The organism is Streptomyces yokosukanensis (assembly GCF_001514035.1).
In the GTDB taxonomy this organism is placed as follows: Bacteria; Actinomycetota; Actinomycetes; order Streptomycetales; family Streptomycetaceae; genus Streptomyces; species Streptomyces yokosukanensis.
The window spans coordinates 102,245-122,507 of sequence record NZ_KQ948210.1; the positions used below are offsets into that span (position 1 = coordinate 102,245).

The window sequence follows — 20,263 nt, forward strand, 5'->3', positions numbered from 1 at the left end:
CCCCACCGGGCCGGCGCCCGGTGGGGCCTTGGCCGAGGGGGGCTCAGCCGGTGCGACCGGGCCGGAAGCGGCGGTAGAGGGCCGTGCCCGTGAGGAGGAGTGCGGCGCTGCCGGCGACGGCGGGGAAGGTGGTGTCCGTCCCGGTGTGGGCCAGCGCGGTCGTCGTCGCCCGAGCGGCCTGGCGCGGGCCGGGGTCGTGCTGCGTGACCGGCCGGGGGGCCGAGTGGTGCGCGTGGCGGGGGGTGCGGGGCTGTCCGCCGGAGCCGTTGACCGACCGGTTGCCCTCGGCCGGGTTGCCCACCCCGATCACGTCGACGCTGTTGCCGCTGACGTTCACCGGCACGTCGACCGGGAGCTGGATGCCGTTGCCGGACAGCACGCCGGGCGAGTCCTTCGCGCCGCCGTGCGCGGACGCCCCGCCGTGCGCCGACGACCGGCTCTTCGCGGTGGAGCCGTTCGCACACGCGTTGCCGACGGCCGGGTTGAGCAGCCCCACCACGTTCACGGTGTTGCCGCACACGTTCACCGGTACGTGCACCGGGAGCTGGATGCCGTTTCCGGCGAGCAGCCCGGGCGAGCCGGCCGCGGAGCCGTCGGCCGCCGAGCCGTCGGCCGCGAAGGCGGCGGACACCGGCAGCGCCACGGCCATCGCTCCGGAGGCGGCGACGGCGATCACACCTTTACGGGTAGCCCGTCTCATAGGTTTCCTGCCTTCCAGACTTCGTCGCGGGCACTCACCCGCACCCCGTAAAACGCAGGAGCACCATCCGAGTTATGGCTTATCGGTCTTTCACCCCGTCGAGCGACACTGTTATCGAACCGCATGTAAAGACGCCCAATGATCATCAACAGGAACGGAGCGGGCAAAGGGTACGGCCACGGGTGCCGCGGCGCTCGTCCGGAGGCGGGCGGTCCAGGGCCCGCTTATGGTGATCCGAAGGGCGCCGTCCCCGGTCCGCGACAGGCGTCCCGGGAGGCGATCGATCGTGGTCAAGCCGTCCGCACGACCCGCCGTGCGTCGCTGCGCGGGTACCGGCGCCCTCGCCCTGGCGCTGCTCGGTGCCGGGCTGCCCGTGGCCGCCGCCGGGCAGCCGCAGCCGGACCTGACCCGGTTCTACCGGCAGAAGGCGGCCTGGGCGGCCTGCAAGGGCCCGGACATGCCGAAGGACCTGCAGTGCGCGAAGGTCACCGTCCCGCTCGACTACGCGCACCCTCGCGCGGGCACGCTCGACGTGGCCCTGGCCCGCTACCGGGCGACCGGGAAGAAGCAGGGTTCGGTGCTGCTGAACTTCGGCGGGCCGGGCGGTGCGGGCGTCCCCGAGCTGGCCTCCTACGGCAAGGAGTTCATGGACCTGACGAACGGCTACGACGTGGTCACCTTCGACCCGCGCGGCGTCGGCCGCTCCTCCCCCGTCAGCTGCGGCGAGGGCGGCGACGAGGCCGCACAGGCGACGGGCGACGACATCGATCTCGCCCATCCCCAGGCACTGCTCGGGCAGTTGCGCAAGGCCGCCGAGGAGTGCGCCCGGCACTCCGGTCCCGTGCTGGCGCACATCGGCACCGTGAACGCCTCCCGCGACCTGGACGTCATCCGCCAGGCCCTCGGCGACAAGAAGCTCAACTACCTCGGCTTCTCCTACGGGACGCGGCTCGGCGCGGTGTACGCGGCGCAGTTCCCGCACAAGGTCGGCCGGCTCGCCCTGGACGGCGTGGACACCCTGACCGAGCCGCTGTCCGAGCAGGGAGTGGCCGGCGCCGAGGGGCAGCAGACCGCGCTGGACGATTTCCTGGACTGGTGTACGGCGGACGTCGCCTGCCCGTTCGGCCAGGACCGGCGTGCCGCCGGGGACCAGGTCGTGCGGCTCGTGCACTCGCTCGACGCGAACCCGGTCGCGACGGACTTCGGCAGCTCGTTCTCCGGACAGGACCTGGTGGGCGCCATCGGGCAGGCCCTCTACAGCAGGCAGCTGTGGCCCTCCCTGGAGCGCGCCCTGGCCTCCCTGATAGGCGACGGCGACACCCGGGGCGTGCTGGCCTTCGCCACCGGCGGTGCCGCGCCCGCGAGCGCCGCGGGGCGCGGGAACGGCACTCTGGTCGATCCGCAGGACGTCCCGGCGGACAATCTCCAGGCCGCGCTGATGGCGATCGACTGCGCCGACGACCCCGACCGGCCCGACACGGCGCAGATCACCAAGGACCTGAAGAACCTGCGCGCCACGTACGAGCAGGCCTCGCCGGTGTTCGGCCGCTACCGGCTGACCCAGCTGCTGATGTGCTACGGCCGCCCCAAGGGCACCGACTTCATCCGCGACCGGGCGAAGAACGTCGACTCGGCGAAGATGCTGCTGGTGGGGACGCGCGGTGACCCGGCGACGCCGTACCGGTGGACCGTGGAGACGGCGGCCCGGCTCGGCTCCTCGGCCGTCGTGCTCGACAACGAGGGCGACGGCCACACCGGATACACCTCCTCCAAGTGCGTGCACCGCAAGGTCGACGACTTCCTGCTCTACGGCTCCCTGCCGCCGAGCGGCAGCTCGTGCCCGGCGGACGCCGAGGAGGGAAGTGACAGCGCGAACGCCACCGGCTGACGACAGTGAGGACGCAACCGGGTAACAGGGGCGAATCCGCCGCAACCTCCCGTCCCTCCCGGGCGTCACACCAGGCGGGCGCCCTTCGGCCGCCGCCTTCCGTACGTGCCCGCGACAAGGGGAAACCACCATGCGCCTTCGCGCCGCCATCGCCGTACCAGCCGTCTCGGCCGCCACGGCGGCTCTGCTGCTGACCGCGCCGCAGAGCCAGGCCGTCACGGGCCCCCCGCACACCGCCCGCTGCGCCGAGCAGGCCCTGACGATGCGGGCGAAGGCCGTGGCCGGCGATCCCGCCGTGGTGCGTGTCGACGTCACCAACCGCGGCGCCCGCGCGTGCGTCGTCGACCGCGTGCCCACGGTGACCTTCGGGAACCTGGACGGCGCCGCGCTGCCGACACCGGCGGGCGGCACCGGCAGCTACCGGCTCGCGCCGGGCGCGACCGCCTACGCCGACGTCCGCACCATCGGCGACCCGGCGGACCCCGAGGCCCGCCGGGTGGACTCCGTGACCGTGGCCGCCCAGTCCGCGCACTGGGGCCGCACCTTCAGCGCCGGCCGGCTCGGCACCGGGAAGCGGGTCCTCGTGTGGGAGCCGGTGACGACGTGGTGGCAGCCCACGGCGGCGGCCGCGGACCGGGCCATCGGCCTCAGCTGAGGTTCACCTCGGGCGAGTAGAGGTCCAGCCACTGGGCGAGGTCCAGCGTGCGCTCCAGCCCGCGCCGCTGCGCCTGGCTGCTGATCGGCGCCTCGCGTTCGGCGGCCGTGCGCAGCCGTTCGCGGTCGACGAGGTCGAAGACCCGGTGGGAGGGCCGGGCGAGCAGGTCCTTGGCCTGCTCCTGCAGGGCGCGGGCGTACCGCGGGTCCTGCGTGGACGGGTAGGGGCTCTTGACCCGGTCGTACACCGAGCGCGGCAGGACGTCCGCGGCCGCCTCCCGCAGCAGGCTCTTCTCCCGGCCGTCGAACGACTTCAGCGCCCAGGGGGCGTTGTAGACGTACTCGACCAGCCGGTGGTCGCAGAACGGCACCCGGACCTCCAGCCCGACGGCCATGCTCATCCGGTCCTTGCGGTCGAGCAGGATGCGCACGAAGCGGGTCAGGTGCAGATGGCTGATCTGCCGCATCCGGTACTCGAAGTCGCTCTCGCCGTCGAGCCGGTCGATGGCGGCGACGGCCGTGCGGTAGCCGTCGGCGATGTAGCCCTGCAGGTCCAGGGACTTGGCGACGTCGGCGCGCAGCACGTCGGAGTCGTCCCCGAAGTCGCGTCCGAAGCGGACGAGCCAGGGGAAGGTGTCGCCGCGGCGCGCTTCCTCGTCGAAGAACTGCAGATAGCCGCCGAAGACCTCGTCGGCCGACTCGCCGGACAGGGCCACGGTGGACTTCTCCCGGATGGCGCGGAAGAGCAGCAGCAGCGAGGCGTCCATGTCGCCGAAGCCGGCCGGCAGATCGCGGGCGCGGATCACCAGCTCCCGTACGGCGGGGTCGGCGAGGGACTGCGAGTCGAGCACGATGTCCTGGTGGTCGGTGTCGGCGAGCTTGGCCACGTCGTGCACGAAGGGCGTGTCGGGCGTGCCGCGCAGTTCGTCGGCGATGAAGTTGTCGGTCTGGCCGACGAAGTCGACGGCGAAGCTGCGCACCCGCTCGCCCTGTGCGGCGAGCTGCCGGGCGGCGATCGCGGTCATCGCGGAGGAGTCGAGGCCGCCGGAGAGCAGTGTGCAGCGCGGGACGTCGGCGACCAGCTGACGGCGCACGATGTCGTCGAGCAGCGAGCGCACGGTGGTGATGGTGGTGTCGCGGTCGTCGGTGTGCGCACGGGTCTCCAGCCGCCAGTACGCGCGCGTGGACAGGCCCGAGCGGTCGACGGTGACGACCGTGCCGGGTTCGACCTCGCGCATGCCGTCCCAGATCCCGTGTCCGGGCGTCTTGATCATGACGAGCAGTTCCCGCAGCCCGTCCAGGGTGACCCGGCGGCGGACCAGCGGATTGGCGAGGATCGCCTTGGGCTCGGAGCCGAACAGGACACCGTCGGGGGTGGGGTAGTAGTAGAACGGCTTGATGCCCATGCGGTCGCGGATCATCACGAGCTTGCCGCGCCGTCCGTCCCACACGGCGAACGCGTACATCCCGTTGAGCCGTTCGGCGACCGCGTCCCCCCATTCGAGGTAGCCGTGCAGGACGACCTCGGTGTCGGAGTCGGTCGTGAACCGGTGGCCGCGGCCTTCCAGTTCCCGGCGCAGTTCGGTGAAGTTGTACGCCTCTCCGGAGTAGACCATGGCCAGGCTTCCCTCGGGGGTGTCGAGGGACATGGGCTGACGGCCGCCGGGGAGGTCGATGATCGCGAGGCGGCGGTGGCCGAGGGCGGCCGGGCCCTCGATCCAGGTGCCGCGGTCGTCCGGGCCGCGGCAGGCCATCGTCTCGGTCATCGCATCCAATGTCGTGGCCTCGGCGGCCAGGTCACGGTCGTAGGAGACCCATCCGGTGATACCGCACATGTGCTGCCTCCTGAGTCCGGCTCGCGGCCGGCTCCCGCGCTCACCTGGGGCGATTCCCGGTGATCCGAGGAGCGGCCAGTAAACCAGTTGTATCGAGCACCTATATGACGAGCCTCCGTCAGTTGCCTCAGGCAGTCAACTCGGTGTTAACACGTATGACGCACACGCCCCCATGATTTCAGCCGTGTTTTGCTCGCGCGAAATCACGCGAAGCCCACGCCACAGGGGCGGCGCGGTCATGAACCGGCCACGGGCAAAAACTTCACAAAGCGGCGCGGGAATCAGACCTTCCCGCTCACAAACCGGTCCAGCGCGTCGGTCAGCTCGGCCGGCTTCTCCAGCGGCAGCTCATGGCCCGCGTCGAGGATGCGCACGACCGCGTCCGGATAGGCCTTGGCCATCCGGAGCATCTGCCGCACCGGCAGCTGGACGTCGTGGTAGCCGTGCACCATCAGCGTGGGCGTGCGGATCTCACCGGCCCGGTCCAGGACGTCGAAGGCGCGCATCGCGCCGTACAGCGTCATCACGACCTCGCGCGGGGTCGCGGCGGCGGCGCGGATGTGCGCGCGGATCTCGTCGCGGGGGTGGCCGGGCGCGAACGCGCGCTGGATGTTGGCCGCGACGAACAGGCGGTACGGCACCAGAGTGGAGACGGCCATCAGCAGGCCGCGGGGACGGCTGTACGTCATCCGGGCGATGGAGCCCACGAGAACCATCCGCTCCACCCGCTCGGGGTGGGCCAGGGCGATGGTCTGCGCGATCATCCCGCCCATCGAATGGCCGACCAGCACGCACCGTTCCACCCGCAGATGGTCGAGGAGCGCCAGGACGTCCCGCGCCAGCTCCGCGATCGTGCGCACCCCGACCCCGGTGCTCTCCCCGTGCCCGCGCAGGTCCAGCCGGATCACCCGGCGTCTTTCGGAGAAATGGGCGATCTGGTGGTCCCAGCGGTGCCGGTTCGCGGTCCAGCCATGGACGAGGACCAGGGGCGCCTCCGGTGCGTCACGGGGACCCTCGTCGTCGTACGTCAGGGCCGCTCCGTCGACTTCGAGCTGCGGCATTGAGGCCTCCTGGGGTGCGCTGCGGTCCGGTTACTGGCCGGTACGGTAGCCGTCGCCAGGGCCTCGCGTCACTGTTCGCCGCTGCGGGAACCGATCACGGCTCCCGCTCCGGAACACCCCGAATGCCGTACCTGTGATTCGGACCTATCGTGCTGTCATGGAGCACGCACTGAGTCCCGCGACGCTCGCCGAACTGCGGCGCCCGCGTCCCTATCCGGCGGTGTCCGTGCTGACCCCGACGCACCGCCGCGAACCCGACAGCGGCCAGGATCCCGTCCGGCTGCGCAATGTGGTCACCGAGGCCCGCAGGCGCCTGGAGGCCGATCCCGCCGTCACCCGAGAGCGACGCAACGACGTCGTGGCCCAGCTCGACCGCGCACTGGCGGAAGTGGACCTGGCGCATGCCGAGGACGGCCTGGTCATCTTCGCCGCTCCGGGCGAGCACCAGGTGTGGTCCCTGGCCCGGACCGTGCCCGAGCGGGTGGTGCTCTCGGACACCTTCCTCACCCGCAACCTGGTCGCCGCACAGGCCTCCGAACGGCCCTTCTGGGTGCTGTCGGTCTCCGCGGACCGCGTCACCCTGTGGAGCGGCGGCGAGGACCGCGTGGTGCAGGACCACGCCGGCGGCTTCCCGATGGAGCGGCGGCAGGAGAACTTCGACTCCGAGCGCCAGCTGCAGATCGGCGATCTGCCGAGCACCTTCCGTGACGAGGCGACCCGGCAGTTCCTGCGCGAGGCGGACACCGCCATGGGCACGCTCCTGCGCGACCATCCCCGGCCGCTGTACGTCACCGGGGAGCAGGCGGCGCTGTCCCTGCTGGACGAGGTGGGCAGCGTCGCCAAGTCCGCCGTCCAGGTCCCGCACGGCGGTCTCGCGCACGCCGGCCCCGACACGGTGTGGCAGGCGCTGCGACCGGTGCTGGAGGCGGAGTCCCGCAAGGACACCACGGCCGTGGTCCGGGAGCTGATCTCGGCACGCGGCCACCGGACCTTCGCAGCCGGTCTCGACGAGCTGTGGCAGAGCGCCCGGGAAGGCCGGGTGCGGCTGCTCGCCGTGGAGGAGAACTTCCGGGCCACCGTCCGGGACCTCGGCGAGCATCTGGTGCCGGCCGAGCCCGGTGACCTGGACGCCCGCGAGGACATCGTGGACGAGATCGTCGAGCAGTGCCTGGAGACCGGCGCCGACGTCCGCTTCGTCCCCGACGGCACGCTGGCCGTCGCGCACGGCATCGCAGGGGTGCTGCGGTACTGAGCCGTCCCCCCGCACCCCTGCGGCACTCCCCCGGCAGCGCTCCCTGCGCGGCGTACGCTACGGCGTGATCGTCGGCGTAAGGGAGCGCACGCATGGGTGACCTGCTGGGAGTGGCGGTACTGGGTGCCGGACACATGGGTGCCGACCATGTACGACGGCTCGACCAAGTGGTCAGTGGGGCCAGGGTCGTGGCGGTGGCCGACCCCGACATCGACCGGGCGAAGGCAGCGGTGGCGGGCCTCGACTCGGTCACCGTGCACGCGGACCCGGTGGCCGCGCTCGACGCGCCCGGTGTCGCGGCCGTGCTGATCGCCTCTCCCGGACCGGCTCACGAGGAGGCCCTGCTGGCCGCCTTCGCCCGCGGGCTGCCGGTGCTGTGCGAGAAGCCCATGGTGCCGGACTCCACCGGTGCGCTGCGGGTCGTGGAGGCCGAGGCGCGGCTGGGCCGCCGGCTGGCCCAGATCGGCTTCATGCGCCGCTACGACAGCGAGTACCGCCGGCTCAAGGCCCTGCTGGACGGCGAAAGCCTCGGCCGGCCGCTGATGCTGCACTGCACCCACCGCAACGTCTCGTCGCCGCCCGGCTTCACCAGCGCCATGCTGATCGACAGCTCCGTCTCGCACGAGATCGACGCGGCCCGCTGGCTGCTCGGGCAGGAGCTGACGGCGGTGACCGTGCTGCGCCCCGCACCGTCGGGGGACGCCCCCGTGGGCCTGCTCGATCCGCAGTTCGTGCTGTTCGAGACCGACGGGGGCGCGCTCGTCGACGTCGAGGTCTTCGTGAACTGCGGCTTCGGCTATCAGGTGCGCTGCGAGGCCGTCTGCGAGAAGGGCAGCGCCCGGATCGGCGCCGAGCACACCATGGTGGTCACCACGGCGGGCGGCGCCCGCGAGGAGGTGGCACAGGACTACCTCGTCCGCTTCGCCGACGCCTACGACCGCGAGGTGCAGGCCTGGGTCGACGCCACCCGGCGGGGCGAGGTCACCGGGCCGAGCGGCTGGGACGGGTACGCGGCCTCGGCCGTGGCCGAGGCGGGGGTCCGGGCGCTGGAGAGCGGCGGCCGGGTGGCCGTCGACCTCGCCCCGCGCCCGGACCTGTACGCCGGCCTCAGCCGCTGACGCTGACGGCGCCCGTCTCCAGGTGCCCGGTGAACCGGCGCGACCAGGTCGCGTCGGAGTCGACGGTCACCGTGAAGTCGTACCAGCCGTCCTGGTAGGCGACGGCGTTGAAGAAGTCCTCCTTCGAACCGCCCGCCGCGACGGTGTAGGTCCAGGGACCGTCGCTGCGGTAGTGGTTGGAGGTGATGGTGAACTTCACCGACGCGGAGCCCGAGTTGGTCATCTTGAAGTAGACGGCCGGCTTGCCGGTGCCCGGCTCGACCGCGTAACGGGTGCTCACCTCGGCCGTCTTGCCCGCCTTGGTCGCGTCGCCCTGGAAGCGGCGCAGGAAGCGGTTGGGGCCGACCATGGACAGGTCGTACTTGCCGCCGCCGAAGCCGGTGCCGATGTTGAAGTAGTCGGAGGCGGTGCCACCGGCGTCGACCGTGTACTGGAAGGGCGTGGTGTCGCGGTAGGCGTTCGGGTGGATGGAGAAGTGGGCCGCGCGGGACGCCGGGGCGCCCTGGTTGGTCATGGTGAACCAGGCGAGGATCTTGCCCGCCGCGCCGAACTCCAGGTGGTCCAGGTAGCCGCCCGGCTGATACGGCAGGGCGCGGGCCGGGCGGGTGCCGGCCTCCTGGGCGGGCAGCGCGTTGTTCGTCGGCGCCGGGTTGGGCAGCGGACCGCAGGTGTCGATGCCGATGACGCTGGTCGCGGGCAGCGACACCGAGCCGTAGACCGGGTTGGCGAAGTCGAAGACCCCGGTGAGGTCGCCGCTGACCTTGCGCCGCCAGTCGCTGATGTTGCCGCACTTGGCGGGCCTGCCGATGGCCGAGGTCCAGGTCTCCAGGAAGCGCAGCACCGAGGTGTGCTCGAAGACCTCGGAGGAGACCCAGCCGCCGCGCGTCCAGGGCGAGATGACGAGCATCGGGACCCGGAAGCCGAAGCCGTACGGCACCCCGTTGAGGAATTCCCCGGCGGTGCCGGCGGGCGGCGCCGGCGGGGGCACGTGGTCGAAGTAGCCGTCGTTCTCGTCGTAGTTGAGGAACAGGACGGTCGAGTCGAAGACGTCCGGGTCGGCGGCGAGGGCCTGGTAGACGAGGTTGACGAAGTGGGCGCCGTCGCCGGGCGGGGCGTAGGGGTGCTCGGAGAAGGCCTGGTTGGGGACCACCCAGGAGACCTGCGGGAGGGTGCCCGCGAGCACGTCGGCCTTGATGGCGGCGGCGATGTCGTCGGGGGTCGAGCCGGTCGCCTTCGGCACCGAGGACATTCCGCGGTCGTACAGCGGGTCGCCCGCCTTGGCGTTGGCGAAGTTCTTGAAGTAGGCGCAGCCGTTGTCGCCGTAGTTGTCGGCCGCGTTCTGGTAGACCTTCCAGGTCACTCCGGCGGCCTGCAGCGCCTCGGCGTAGTTCTGCCAGGTCAGGCCGGACTCGTCGCCGCCGTCGTAGCTGGCGGAGTCGACCTTGCCGCTCCACAGGTAGGTGCGGTTCGGGCCGGTGGCGCTGAGCGTGGAGCAGAAGTAGGCGTCGCAGATGGTGTAGTTGTCGGCGAGCGCGTAGTGGAAGGGGATGTCGGAGCGGTCCAGGTAGCCGAGCGAACGGACGTTGCCGACGCCCGCGACCCAGTTGTCCATCCTGCCCTTGTTCCACGCGGAGTGCTGCGAGGACCACGAGTGCGGCAGGTCACCGTTGCACTGGGCCAGGGTCTCGCCGTCCTTGCCGCCCGCGTCCGGAGTCGCGCTCAGCTTCCACGGGTACTGACGGCCCACGCCGTTCGGCTGGTTGAAGACCGGGTAGCCGCCGCTCAGGGTGATGCCACTGCGGTCGTCGAAGCCGCGTACGCCCTTGAGCCGGCCGAAATAGTGGTCGAAGCTGCGGTTCTCCTGCATGAGGATCACCACATGCTGCACGTCCTTGATCGTGCCGGTCGCCGTGGTCGCCGCGGCAGCCGTGCTGCGCGTGCCGGCGCCCAGCGCCACACCCGCTGCCACGGATGCGCCGAGTCCCACGAAGCCTCTTCGGCTGATCGGTGTCATTCGCCCCGTCCTCATCACGGAAGTGCCCCTGCGGCACACCGCGCGCCAGGGTGCACGGGGCGGTCGTCAGGGTCCATACCGCTGCGGTGAGGCGGAGGTGAACAAAAGTCAAAGTCGTCCGAGGGATCCCCTCACACCCCGCCGAACAGGGCGCTCAGCCCCCGCTCCACCACCCCGGAGACGTCCTCCTGCCCGGCCGGAACCACCGCGTAGGTGTTCAGCAGGAAGCGGCGCAGCGCGCAGGCGGGGAACTGGAGCAGGGCCAGGCCGTGGGGCGAGTGGAACTCCAGGACGACGCGGGTGTGGCCGTACGGCCAGATCTGGACGTCCCCGTGGCCGGCCGGGGCGCGCAGCCCCTGGTCGAGCAGGGAGCGCGCGAAGATCCAGCTGACGTCCTCGCCCTCCAGGGAGGCCTCGGCGGGGAAGTCCACGAAGACGGCGAGCGGGTCGTGGGTGGAGTAGCGCAGCGTGGCGGAGACGGGGATCTCCTCGTCGTCCGCCGTGATCAGGCGGGCCTGGGCGGACTGTTCGACAGTGATGGCGTCCATGCCTTTATGGACTCCGCGAAGGCCGTTCGCATGCTGCCAAATCCAGTCAGAGTTCGACAGGTACAAGACGGCCCCGGCATACGGGAACACAGGAGCGGCGAACATGAGAACGAGCGGCGGGCACTTATGACCCCGCATGCCGCAACTCACGTAGAACCGCTACGACTTGGAGCGAGCAGCGCGTACGTCATTCGGGTGCGCGGATCACTCCGGGAAGACTCTGGCATATGCCGAAAGCACCACCGTATCGTGTGTTGCCAAATCCCTTACGGGGCGTCGCGGGCTGTGCCAGAGTCGTAACGGTCCCCCCGTCCCCTGCCGGCCGTATCGTCCCCCCTCGGAGTGCGTCATGCCGTCCCCTGTCTCCGCGGACCGCTCAGCCGCCCAGCCACCCGGACGCGGCTCGGTCGAGGCGTTGATAACGCAGGCGCGGCGGCTCAAGGGCGACGTGGACGCCGTACGGCGGGACACCAGGAGCGACGGTTCGGACCCGGAGGAGCGCTGGCAGCGCGCCCTGTACGACCTCGCGCTGCACCAACTGGACGACCTGGACGCCCACTTGGCCCAGCTCCGGGACGGTCCCGACGCCGCGTCGGCCGACCCCGCCGCATCCGCCGCGTTCGCCGGTGCGCCCGCCGCTCGGCCTGTGCCGGGCGCCGTCGGGACCGGTTCGCTGCTCAGCCGGGTCGGCAGCGCGGAGTGGAACCTGCTGACCGACGAGGCGTCCTGGTCCGGGGAGCTGTACCAGATCCTCGGCCTCGCCCCGGACGCCCCCGCCCTCACCCTGGACGAACTGCCCTCACTGGTCCTGGACGAGGACCGGCCAAGACTGACCGCGATGGTCACGGACTGCCTGGTCGACGGCAAGCCCATCGACGGCGAGTTCCGCGTCCTGCGCCCCGACGGCCTGGTCCGGGCGGTGCACATGATGGGCGAACCCGTGCTCGGCGCCGACGGCGGCACCCACTCGATGTGGGCCGTGCTCCGCGACGTCAGCGAGCTGCGCCGCAGTCAGCGGACGGTGCACGAGACCCGTGACTCGCTGCAGCGTCATCGCCGGCACGAGCAGACCGAGCACCGGATCGCGGCCGAGCTGCAGGAAGCCGTGCTACCGCCATGGCGCGGCTCCCTGCGGCTCCCGCACCGGGGGCCGCGGACCCTCGACCTCGCCGCCCACCGCCTCCCCGCGGCCACGCAGACACTGCTCGGCGGCGACTGGTACGACGCGCTGGAACTCTCCGACGGCGAGACCCTGATCAGCGTCGGCGATCTCACCGGGCACGGGGTGGCCGTCGCCTCCGGCATGGCGATGCTGCTCGGCGCCGTACGCGGTATGGCGCTGGCCGGCACCGGGCCCGGTGAACTGCTCGGCAAGCTCGACCAGTTACTGGACGCCACGGTGCAGCCCGCCCTCGGCAGCGCCGTCTGCTGCCGCTACCGGCCAGGGACCCACACCCTCGTCTGGGCGCAGGCAGGACACCCCGCCCCGCTGCTGTACCGCGACGGGACGGGGCGCGTGCTGAACGCACCTGACGGGGTGCTGCTCGGCGCCACCTCGGGCGCCGTCTACGGCCAGGCCGCCGAGGCCCTGCGGCCGGGCGACCTGCTTCTGCTGCACACCGACGGGCTGGTGCCGGGACTCGGCCCGGACGCGGCCGTGGACCGCCTGCTCGGCCTCGCCCCACGGTTCGGCGCGGCGCGGACCGCGCAGGACTGCGTACGGACACTGGTCGAGGAGTTCGGCGGAGCCGGACGCGAGGACGACGCGTGTGTGCTCGTCGCCAAGGTCACCGCGTGAGCTGAGCCCCGAGCCGTCGATGCGGGGGATGAAGAGGTGAGTCGGCGCACAGGCCCTGTGCCTGTGCGCTCACGCCTGTGCGCTGCGCGCGGCCTTGGCCCTCGGCTTGGGCAAGGCCAGCCGGATCTCCTCCCGCAGTTCGTGGATCCTCGGATAGCCGGCGTACTCCGCGGTCAGCCGGTACATCTGGCGCAGCCGGTCCCAGGTGCGACGGGAGGAGTTCGAGCCCATCGACATCAGGGCCAGCCGTGCGTAGCGGTCGGCCTGTTCGGGGTCGTCGGCGATGAAGCAGGCCGACGCCATGGACAGATGGTCGAAGATCTTCGACCGCTCCCGCCCGTCGACGCGCAGGGCCAGTGCCTTCTCCGCGTAGTACTGGGCGTGCGCGGCCTCGTTCGGGTCGAACTCCGCCAGTGTGCGGTAGGCGAGGGCCTGCATGCCGTACAGGTCCTCGTCCTTGAAGGTCTGCATCCAGTCCGGCTGTTCCTCGGCCTGCCGGTTGGCGACGAAGAGGTCCTCCGCGTGGCCGAGGGTACGGCGCATGGCCTGGCCCTTGCCCATCGCCGCCTGCGCCCAGGCCTCGATGGTGTGGAACATCGCCTTGGTGCGCGGCTGGAGGCGGTCGCCGGAGCCGGACTGGGCGAGTTTCATCAGGTCCAGCGCGTCGTCGGGCCGGCCGAGGTGCACCATCTGCCGGGCCGCCCGGGACAGGGCCTCGCCGGCCCGTGGCCGGTCTCCGCCCTCACGGGCGGCATGGGCGGCGATGACGAAGTACTTCTGCGCCGTGGGCTCCAGGCCGACGTCGTGCGACATCCAGCCGGCGAGGACGGCGAGGTTGGCGGCGACGCCCCACAGGCGGCGCTGGAGATGGGGTGGATGGTGGTAGGCGAGCATGCCGCCCACCTCGTTGAGCTGGCCCACGACCGCCTTGCGCTGGAGCCCGCCGCCACGGGCGGCGTCCCAGGCACGGAACACCTCGACCGAGCGTTCCAGTTCCTCGATCTCCTGTGATCCGATGGGGGCGGCCTCATAGCGGTCGAACCCAGCGGGGTCGGCGTGCAGGGGGTCGTCGAGGACGGGGGCGTCGGCCTTCAGAGCCGGGTCGGTGTGCAGCCAGTCGTACATGGCGCTGCTGAGTGCGGATCCTGCGGCGAGCGCGGCACCCGCGCCCACCAAGCCGCGTCGGTTGAGCATGAGGTCCATTCCCGTGAATTCGGTGAGGACCGCGGCGGTACGTTCGGGCGCCCACGGCACGCCGTCGGGATGTTCCTCGATCCCGTCGCCCTGCCGTCTTCCCGCACGCCCGTGCCGCACCAGACCGAGGTCCTCGATGGTCACGACACGGCCGAGACGCTCGGTGAACAGGGCCGCCAGCACCCGCGGCACGGGATCGCGCGGGATCTCTCCCATGTCGATCCACCGCCGCACCCGGGAGGTGTCGGTCGACAGCTGGGGGTGGCCCATGGCCGCCGCCTGCTTGTTGACCAGCCTCGCGAGTTCACCCTTGGACCAGCCGGCCAGGCCGAACAGGTCCGCCAGGCGGGTGTTGGGTTGTCCGCTCACGTCAAGCCCCCAGGTTCTCGGCTGAGTTGACAGTAGCCCGGTGGAGGTTGCCGGGCGACTATTCGCCAGGGTTCGCCAGGGTCCGCCAGATGGTGTGCCACTGGGCATCGGGTGTCGAGTAGGAACGCGCCAACCCGCCCCGGTCGCCAACTCGGTACGACAGGTGCATTCCCCAGGGTGCACCCGGGCGACCGGGTCGGGCCGGCGCATGCTCGCAGTGCACGCGATCGGAGTACGGGCTCTGCGGAGCACCGGCTTCGCGCGGTTGCGCCGAGCACGGAACCACAGGCAGGCACCGCAGGCACACGAAGGGATCTGTTTCTCCCATGTACGCAGCATCGTCCTCCGTGTCCGCCCCGCCCCGGCCGCTGCGTCCCCGCCCGGCGGGCGGCGCGCCGTATCTCGACCCGGTGGCGCGTCCGGGCGGACCCGTACCGGTCGCGGGCCGGCCCCGGCGGATCCCGGGACAGCCCGGTACCCAACCGCTCAGCGGACGACTCGACCTGTCCGGGCCCCAGGGCGCGCAGCTGCGCACCGCGATCGCCTCGGTGCACCGGATCTGTCCGGAGTTCGCGCCGGTGCAGGTACTGCGGCGCAGCGGACGGTCCGTCCTCCTCGTCGGGACGACAGGGCGCAGCACGGCCGTCGCCAAGTGTCTGCTGGACCACTCGCCCGCCTGGGCCGAGCGGTCCCGCCACGAAATAGCCGCATACCGCTCGTTCGTCCGGCACCGGCCTCCGGTCCGCGTGCCCCGGCTGATCGCGGCGGACCCGGACAACTGCACCCTGGTGATCGAACGGGCGCCGGGCCGCGTGGCAGCGCTGCAGCGGCATCCGTCGGAGGTGCCGCCGCGCGCGGACATCCGGGCCGCGCTGGGCGCGATCTGCCGGGTGAACTCCTGGCGGCCTCCTGCGGGCACCTTCGACATGCCGCTGGACTACGGCGCCCGGATCTCCCGGTACCACGAGCTGGGCCTGCTCACCGACCGGGACCTCGGCGACCTGCAGAAGCTGCTGCACGGCATCGCCCACCAGGTCGGCCGCCAGGGCATGCTGCAGTTCTGCCACGGCGACGCCCTGCTCTCGAACATCCTGCTCTCACCGGCCGGTCCAGTGCTGGTGGACTGGGAGCACGCGGGCTGGTATCTGCCGGGGTACGACCTGGCCACGCTGTGGCTGGTGCTCGGGGACGCACCGGTGGCCCGGCGTCAGATCAGCCAGATCGCCCAGTCGGCGGGCCCGGCCTCCCGGGACGCCTTCCTGGTGAATCTGATGCTGCTGCTGACCCGGGAGATCCGTACCTACGAGACGGCCGTGCAGCGTTCGATGCACGAAACGGCCCCGGCGGCACCGGGCCTGGCCCACCCGGGTGCTGCGCCGTCCGGCGAGGAACAGCGGCTGCTGCTCAGGCGGCTGCACGACGACTGCCAGATGGCCCGCAAGGCCGTCCGAGCGGCGGTCGGCACTCGCTGACGGGGACGACGGTTCCGCGGTGCGCCAGAGCGGCGGCGCACCGCGGACCTTCGTACATCCGAACCCGACTCGCACATCTGATGTGCACACCCGATCCACGCGCCGGGCTCGAACTGGCCACTGGTGTACGCCAGTGATGCCGCGCAGGCCCGCGCACCACCGCCGCGAAACTCGCCGAAACCCCTCCGTGACAAGGGAAATCGCTGTCCTGTAGGCATCATTGACGGATCGTCGGCAAGCCGGTACCACTGACCCAGCTCGGCGCCGCACGCCCCGCCACGCCCGCCCGTCACAGGAGGCCGCATTGCGAGGTTCCGCCACGCACTCCCCGTCCACGCCCGGCCACAGACATCTACGGCGGGCCGCCGGCCCCCTGGCCTCGGCGGCCCTGTTGCTGCCGCTGCTCGGCGCGGCTCCCGCGCAGAGCGCCCCGGGCTCCTCCGCGGACCGGCTGCAGCAGGCGTTCGCCACCGCCGCGGCCCGGTACCACGTGCCGCAGAGCGTCCTGCTGTCCGTCTCCTATCTGCAGTCCCGCTGGGACTGGCACGCGGGCGCGCCGAGCGTGAGCGGCGGCTACGGCCCGATGCATCTCACGGACGCCCGGACCGCGATCGCCGCGGCGGAGCATCTCGCCGAGGGCACGGAGGACGCCCGCGGCGACGGCTCACGCGCCGCCGTGCACCCGGACGTCAAGGCACCGGCCGAGTCGGCGCTTCCCGCCCGTCTGAAGACGCTGCCGAAGGCCGCGAGGCTGACCGGCCTGTCGGCCCGGGAACTGCGCACCGACCCGGCCGCGAACGTGGCCGGGGGCGCCGCCCTGCTGGCCGCGGCGCAGAAGGAGCTGGGAGAGCCGCTGAGTCCCGACCCGGCCGACTGGTACGCGGCGGTGGGCCGCTTCTCCGGCGCCGACGACACGGCGACCGCGGCGGCCTACGCCAACGACGTGTTCGACGTCCTGCGCACCGGTGAGGAGCGCACCACTGACGCCGGCCAGCTGGTGGCGCTCGCGGCCGAGCCGCGGCTGACCCCCGACACCGCCCAGCTGAAGCGGGCGGACCTACGCAGACTGCCCACGGACGACGTCGAGTGCCCCAGCTCGGTGTCGTGCGAGGCGGTGTGGGCTCCGTACGCCCAGTTCGGGAACGACGACTACGGCAACCACGACCTCGGCGACCGGCCGGTGTCGCAGAGGATCAAGTACATCGTCATCCATGACACGGAGGGCACCTGGGACGGGGTGCTGAACCTGGTCCAGGACCCCACCTATGTGTCGTGGAACTACACCGTGCGTTCCACCGACGGTCTGATCGCCCAGCACGTCAAGGCGAAGGACGTGGCCTGGCACGCCGGCAACTGGGACATCAACGCCCGCTCCGTCGGCATCGAGCACGAGGGCTTCCTCGCCAACCCGGACGCCTGGTACACCGAGGCGATGTACCGGTCATCGGCCCGGCTGGTGAGGTACCTGAGCCGGGAGTACGGCATTCCGCTGGACCGGCAGCACATTCTCGGCCACGACAATGTGCCCGGTCCGACGACGTCCACGATCCCCGGGATGCACACGGACCCGGGCCCGTACTGGGACTGGCGGCACTACTTCCAGCTGCTGGGCCACCCGTTCAGGCGCACGGCGCCCAAGCAGTCCGGCCTGGTGACGATCCTGCCGGACTACGCCTCGAACCAGCCGGCGTACACGGGCTGCACCACCAAGGGCGCGCCGTGCGCGGCGCACGGCTCCGACGAGGTGCGGCTGTACTCGGACCACGACGTGAACGCGCCGCTGATCAAGGACATCGGCCTGAACGCGGATCCGACCATCGATGTCAACGACCTGTCCTCCCGGGTCTCCACCGGTCAGCAGTACGCGGTCGCCGACCGCTGGGGCGAGTGGACCGCGATCTGGTACCTGGGGCAGAAGGCCTGGTTCCAGAACCCGCGCACGGCACCGACCGCGGTGTCCGCCTCGGGGCTGGTGATCACGCCGAAGGAGGGCCTCACGAGCGTCCCGGTGTACGGCAGGGCCTACCCGGAGAAGGAGGCGTATCCGCAGGGGGTCCCCGTGCAGTCGGTCGTGCCGCTGCCGTACACGATCCCGGCCGGACAGAAGTACGTGGTCGGTGACGCGGTGCCGGGCGAGTACGACTACTCGGTCACCTTCACCACCGACTCGCACCGGGTCGTGATCGGCAAGGACCTGTACTACGAGATCCAGTACGGCCACCGGGTCGGCTTCGTCCGCGCCGCGGACGTGGCCCTTCAGGGCGGCCGCTAGCCGCGGCCGGGCGGCCTCAGCCCTGCTGGAAAAGCTCCGCCGGGAGCGGCTTCAGCAGGGCGTACAGGTCGTCGGTGATGGGGCGGTCCCAGGCGGCGATGGTGACGAGGACGCCGTCGCTGCGGTCGAACTGGACGCAGGAGATCCGGGACTCGGACAGTTTCAGCCGCCGCACGATGAGGAGGTTGTCGCCCTGGAGGACCGGGGTGTCCTCGACGCCGACGACCGTGACCTCTTCGTCGTTCTCCAGCGCCAGCAGCAGCTGGCCCACCTCGAAGGGGATCTCGTCCTCGGTGACCTCACGGGCCGGGGAGCCCACCGGCAGGTTGCCGATGATCATGGCGGGGCCGCGACCGCCGAAGAGGTCGTAGCGCAGGAAGACGCCCTGGCAGGTGCCGTCGGGTGCGGGCAGCAGGCCCGCGCCGAGATTGCCCGGCCAGTCGCCCGGGTCCATGGCCAGCACGTCGAAATCGGGTCCGGCGGGGGTGGCGCTGCGGCGGCGGAGGAACGACATGCGGCCATGGTACGTGCCAGGGCTGGGGGGAGTGACGTGCGGGCTGCGCCGGAAGTGCCGCCCGGCTGCGCCGGATGCGGCGTCCGGTTGCGCCGGACGTGTCGTTCGGCGCGGCGGTCAGGTCAGGGGGCAGGTGGTGAGCAGTGTCGCGGGGGTGGCGCCGGGCGGGCGGGGGACGGTGTGGTCGGCGGGCGGGAGGCCGGCGCCGTCGATCCAGCGTTCGAGTGCCTCGAAGGCCGAGCGGTGGCAGGGCACCATCGGGCGCACCCGGCCGGGGAAGACGTCCACCAGGGAGTCGGTGTGGGTGCCGTCCTGGACGCGGTAGTAGCGCAGGAGTGCGCCGCGCCCGGACGCGTGGACCATGCGTGCGTAGACGTCGGAGTCCTGGCTGATCGGCAGCAGTGTGTCGAGGGTGCCCTGGAAGGTGATCAGCGGTTTGCCGATGCGTCCGGTGAGGGCGATGCGGTCGACCGCGCGGTGGACGGCCGCGGGACGGGCGGCGTAGTCGTAGTCGGCGTCGCAGGCGGGTGTGCCGGAGCGGCAGAACGGGGTGCCGGCCTCGGTGGCGCCGTCGTAGCCGGGGTCGAGTTCCTCGCGGTAGATGCGCTGGGTGAGGTCCCAGTAGACCTGGTAGTGGTACGGCCACAGGAACTCCGAGCCGGCCGGGAAGCCGGCCCGGTGCAGGGCGGCCGCGGCCTCGGCGGCGCCGGCGCCGCCGGCGGCGTACGTGGGGTACTCGCGCAGCGCGGGCGGCAGGAAGGTGAGCGGATCGGGGCCGTCGGTGCGCCAGAGGGTGCCTTCCCAGTCGACTCCGCCGTCGTACAGCTCGGGGTGGTGTTCCAGTTGCCATCGCACGAGATAGCCGCCGTTGGACAGGCCGGTGGCGATGGTGCGGGCCGGGGGCCGGTGGTAGCGCTGGGCGACCACGGCGCGGGCCGCGCGGGTGAGCTGGGTGAGGCGGGTGTTCCATTCGGCGATGGCGTCGCCGGGCCGCGGGCCGTCGCGGTAGAAGGCGGTGCCGGTGTTGCCCTTGTCGGTGGCGGCGTAGGCGTAGCCGCGGGCCAGCACCCAGTCGGCGATGGCCCGGTCGTTCGCGTACTGCTCGCGGTTGCCGGGCGTGCCGGCGACGACCAGGCCGCCGTTCCAGTGGTCGGGCAGACGGACGACGAACTGGGAGTCGTGGTTCCAGCCGTGGTCGGTGTTGGTGGTGGAGGTGTCCGGGAAGTAGCCGTCGATCTGGATGCCGGGGACGCCGCTCGGTGTGGGCAGGTCCTCGGGGGTGAGACCGGCGTAGTCGGCGGGGTCGGTGTGGCCGGAGGCCACGGTGCCCGCGGTGGTCAGCTCGTCCAGGCAGTCGGCCTGTTGGCGGGCGGCGCCCGGCACCCGGAGGTGGGTGCGGCCTGCGCAGTGGCCGTCCGCGGTGCCGGTGGGCGCCGCCGTGGCCGGAGTGGTCAGGAGCAGGCAGGCCGCGGTGAGCGACAGGGCGTGCAGTGCGGCTCGGCGTGGGGGGCGTCCGGGCGGTGCAGCGGGCATGGGGTTCCTCCGGCGGTGAGGTGAGTGCGCTGGAGGCTAGG

The 20,263-nt window shown here is 71.9% G+C and carries 15 protein-coding genes; 7 read left to right on the forward strand and 8 right to left on the reverse strand.

Going from position 1 to position 20,263, the window contains the following annotated elements; all coding sequences use genetic code 11:
* Positions 1–43: 43 nt before the first annotated feature.
* Entirely contained in the window at positions 44–676 is a 633-nt protein-coding gene (locus AQI95_RS13265) for a chaplin (protein WP_067121871.1), read from the reverse strand.
* A 307-nt stretch (positions 677–983) separates the two neighbouring features.
* Here AQI95_RS13265 and AQI95_RS13270 point away from each other — a divergent pair, with 307 nt between their 5' ends.
* Together AQI95_RS13270 and AQI95_RS13275 are read left to right on the forward strand one after the other, a co-directional pair.
* Positions 984–2,588, forward strand: a complete 1,605-nt coding sequence (locus tag AQI95_RS13270) for an alpha/beta hydrolase (RefSeq protein ID WP_067123034.1) — start codon at positions 984–986, stop codon at positions 2,586–2,588.
* 130 nt (positions 2,589–2,718) lie between these two features.
* Positions 2,719–3,243 (forward strand): DUF4232 domain-containing protein, encoded by a 525-nt coding sequence (locus tag AQI95_RS13275; RefSeq protein WP_067121874.1) that lies wholly within the window; start codon positions 2,719–2,721, stop codon positions 3,241–3,243.
* Here the strand turns inward: AQI95_RS13275 and asnB are convergent.
* Entirely contained in the window at positions 3,236–5,077 is a 1,842-nt protein-coding gene (gene asnB, locus AQI95_RS13280; protein ID WP_067121877.1) for an asparagine synthase (glutamine-hydrolyzing), read from the reverse strand. The two genes, AQI95_RS13275 and asnB, sit on opposite strands and share 8 nt — an antisense overlap.
* Before the next feature lie 281 nt (positions 5,078–5,358).
* Positions 5,359–6,138, reverse strand: coding sequence for an alpha/beta fold hydrolase (locus AQI95_RS13285; RefSeq protein WP_067121880.1), 780 nt, complete (start codon positions 6,136–6,138; stop codon positions 5,359–5,361).
* Between the two features lie 157 nt (positions 6,139–6,295).
* On the opposite strand from AQI95_RS13285, the gene AQI95_RS13290 reads away from it, so the two are divergent.
* Positions 6,296–7,390 (forward strand): baeRF3 domain-containing protein, encoded by a 1,095-nt coding sequence (locus AQI95_RS13290; protein ID WP_067121882.1) that lies wholly within the window; start codon positions 6,296–6,298, stop codon positions 7,388–7,390.
* Positions 7,391–7,482: 92 nt separating this feature from the next.
* A complete protein-coding gene (locus AQI95_RS13295) occupies positions 7,483–8,508 on the forward strand; it encodes a Gfo/Idh/MocA family protein (protein WP_079071237.1) in 1,026 nt (341 codons plus the stop codon).
* Here the strand turns inward: AQI95_RS13295 and AQI95_RS13300 are convergent.
* Together AQI95_RS13300 and AQI95_RS13305 are read right to left on the reverse strand one after the other, a co-directional pair.
* Positions 8,498–10,522 carry a phosphocholine-specific phospholipase C gene (locus AQI95_RS13300; RefSeq protein WP_067121884.1) on the reverse strand — a complete coding sequence of 675 codons (2,025 nt, stop codon included), beginning with the start codon at positions 10,520–10,522 and terminating at the stop codon, positions 8,498–8,500. The two genes, AQI95_RS13295 and AQI95_RS13300, sit on opposite strands and share 11 nt — an antisense overlap.
* Before the next feature lie 131 nt (positions 10,523–10,653).
* Positions 10,654–11,070, reverse strand: a complete 417-nt coding sequence (locus tag AQI95_RS13305; protein WP_067121887.1) for an SsgA family sporulation/cell division regulator — start codon at positions 11,068–11,070, stop codon at positions 10,654–10,656.
* Positions 11,071–11,419: 349 nt separating this feature from the next.
* Between AQI95_RS13305 and AQI95_RS13310 the strand changes: the two genes are divergently transcribed.
* Complete coding sequence (locus AQI95_RS13310; RefSeq protein WP_067121888.1) at positions 11,420–12,868, forward strand: PP2C family protein-serine/threonine phosphatase; 1,449 nt, start codon at positions 11,420–11,422, stop codon at positions 12,866–12,868.
* A 69-nt stretch (positions 12,869–12,937) separates the two neighbouring features.
* Here the strand turns inward: AQI95_RS13310 and AQI95_RS13315 are convergent, their stop codons facing one another.
* Positions 12,938–14,431, reverse strand: coding sequence for a DNA-binding protein NsdB (locus AQI95_RS13315; RefSeq protein ID WP_067121891.1), 1,494 nt, complete (start codon positions 14,429–14,431; stop codon positions 12,938–12,940).
* 326 nt (positions 14,432–14,757) lie between these two features.
* On the opposite strand from AQI95_RS13315, the gene AQI95_RS13320 reads away from it, so the two are divergent.
* Both AQI95_RS13320 and AQI95_RS13325 read left to right on the forward strand, forming a co-directional pair.
* Entirely contained in the window at positions 14,758–15,903 is a 1,146-nt protein-coding gene (locus AQI95_RS13320; RefSeq protein WP_067121894.1) for an aminoglycoside phosphotransferase family protein, read from the forward strand.
* Positions 15,904–16,207: 304 nt separating this feature from the next.
* Positions 16,208–18,175, forward strand: coding sequence for an N-acetylmuramoyl-L-alanine amidase (locus tag AQI95_RS13325; protein ID WP_067121896.1), 1,968 nt, complete (start codon positions 16,208–16,210; stop codon positions 18,173–18,175).
* Between the two features lie 16 nt (positions 18,176–18,191).
* On the opposite strand, the gene AQI95_RS13330 is transcribed toward AQI95_RS13325, so the two are convergent.
* Both AQI95_RS13330 and AQI95_RS13335 read right to left on the reverse strand, forming a co-directional pair.
* Positions 18,192–18,689, reverse strand: coding sequence for a glycosyltransferase family protein (locus AQI95_RS13330; protein ID WP_067121899.1), 498 nt, complete (start codon positions 18,687–18,689; stop codon positions 18,192–18,194).
* A gap of 117 nt (positions 18,690–18,806) precedes the next feature.
* Positions 18,807–20,222: a 3-hydroxybutyrate oligomer hydrolase family protein gene (locus tag AQI95_RS13335; protein ID WP_067121901.1), complete on the reverse strand. Its 1,416-nt coding sequence runs from the start codon at positions 20,220–20,222 to the stop codon at positions 18,807–18,809.
* Between the last annotated feature and the right edge of the window lie 41 nt (positions 20,223–20,263).

Excerpts from the sequence above, each read along its gene's own strand:
- AQI95_RS13275 (WP_067121874.1), top strand. The coding sequence starts at position 2,719 with ATGCGCCTTCGCGCCGCCATCGCCGTACCAGCCGTCTCGGCCGCCACG.
- asnB (WP_067121877.1), bottom strand. The coding sequence starts at position 5,077 with ATGTGCGGTATCACCGGATGGGTCTCCTACGACCGTGACCTGGCCGCC.
- AQI95_RS13285 (WP_067121880.1), bottom strand. The coding sequence starts at position 6,138 with ATGCCGCAGCTCGAAGTCGACGGAGCGGCCCTGACGTACGACGACGAG.
- AQI95_RS13290 (WP_067121882.1), top strand. The coding sequence starts at position 6,296 with ATGGAGCACGCACTGAGTCCCGCGACGCTCGCCGAACTGCGGCGCCCG.
- AQI95_RS13295 (WP_079071237.1), top strand. The coding sequence starts at position 7,483 with ATGGGTGACCTGCTGGGAGTGGCGGTACTGGGTGCCGGACACATGGGT.
- AQI95_RS13300 (WP_067121884.1), bottom strand. The coding sequence starts at position 10,522 with ATGACACCGATCAGCCGAAGAGGCTTCGTGGGACTCGGCGCATCCGTG.
- AQI95_RS13305 (WP_067121887.1), bottom strand. The coding sequence starts at position 11,070 with ATGGACGCCATCACTGTCGAACAGTCCGCCCAGGCCCGCCTGATCACG.
- AQI95_RS13310 (WP_067121888.1), top strand. The coding sequence starts at position 11,420 with ATGCCGTCCCCTGTCTCCGCGGACCGCTCAGCCGCCCAGCCACCCGGA.
- AQI95_RS13320 (WP_067121894.1), top strand. The coding sequence starts at position 14,758 with ATGTACGCAGCATCGTCCTCCGTGTCCGCCCCGCCCCGGCCGCTGCGT.
- AQI95_RS13330 (WP_067121899.1), bottom strand. The coding sequence starts at position 18,689 with ATGTCGTTCCTCCGCCGCCGCAGCGCCACCCCCGCCGGACCCGATTTC.
- AQI95_RS13335 (WP_067121901.1), bottom strand. The coding sequence starts at position 20,222 with ATGCCCGCTGCACCGCCCGGACGCCCCCCACGCCGAGCCGCACTGCAC.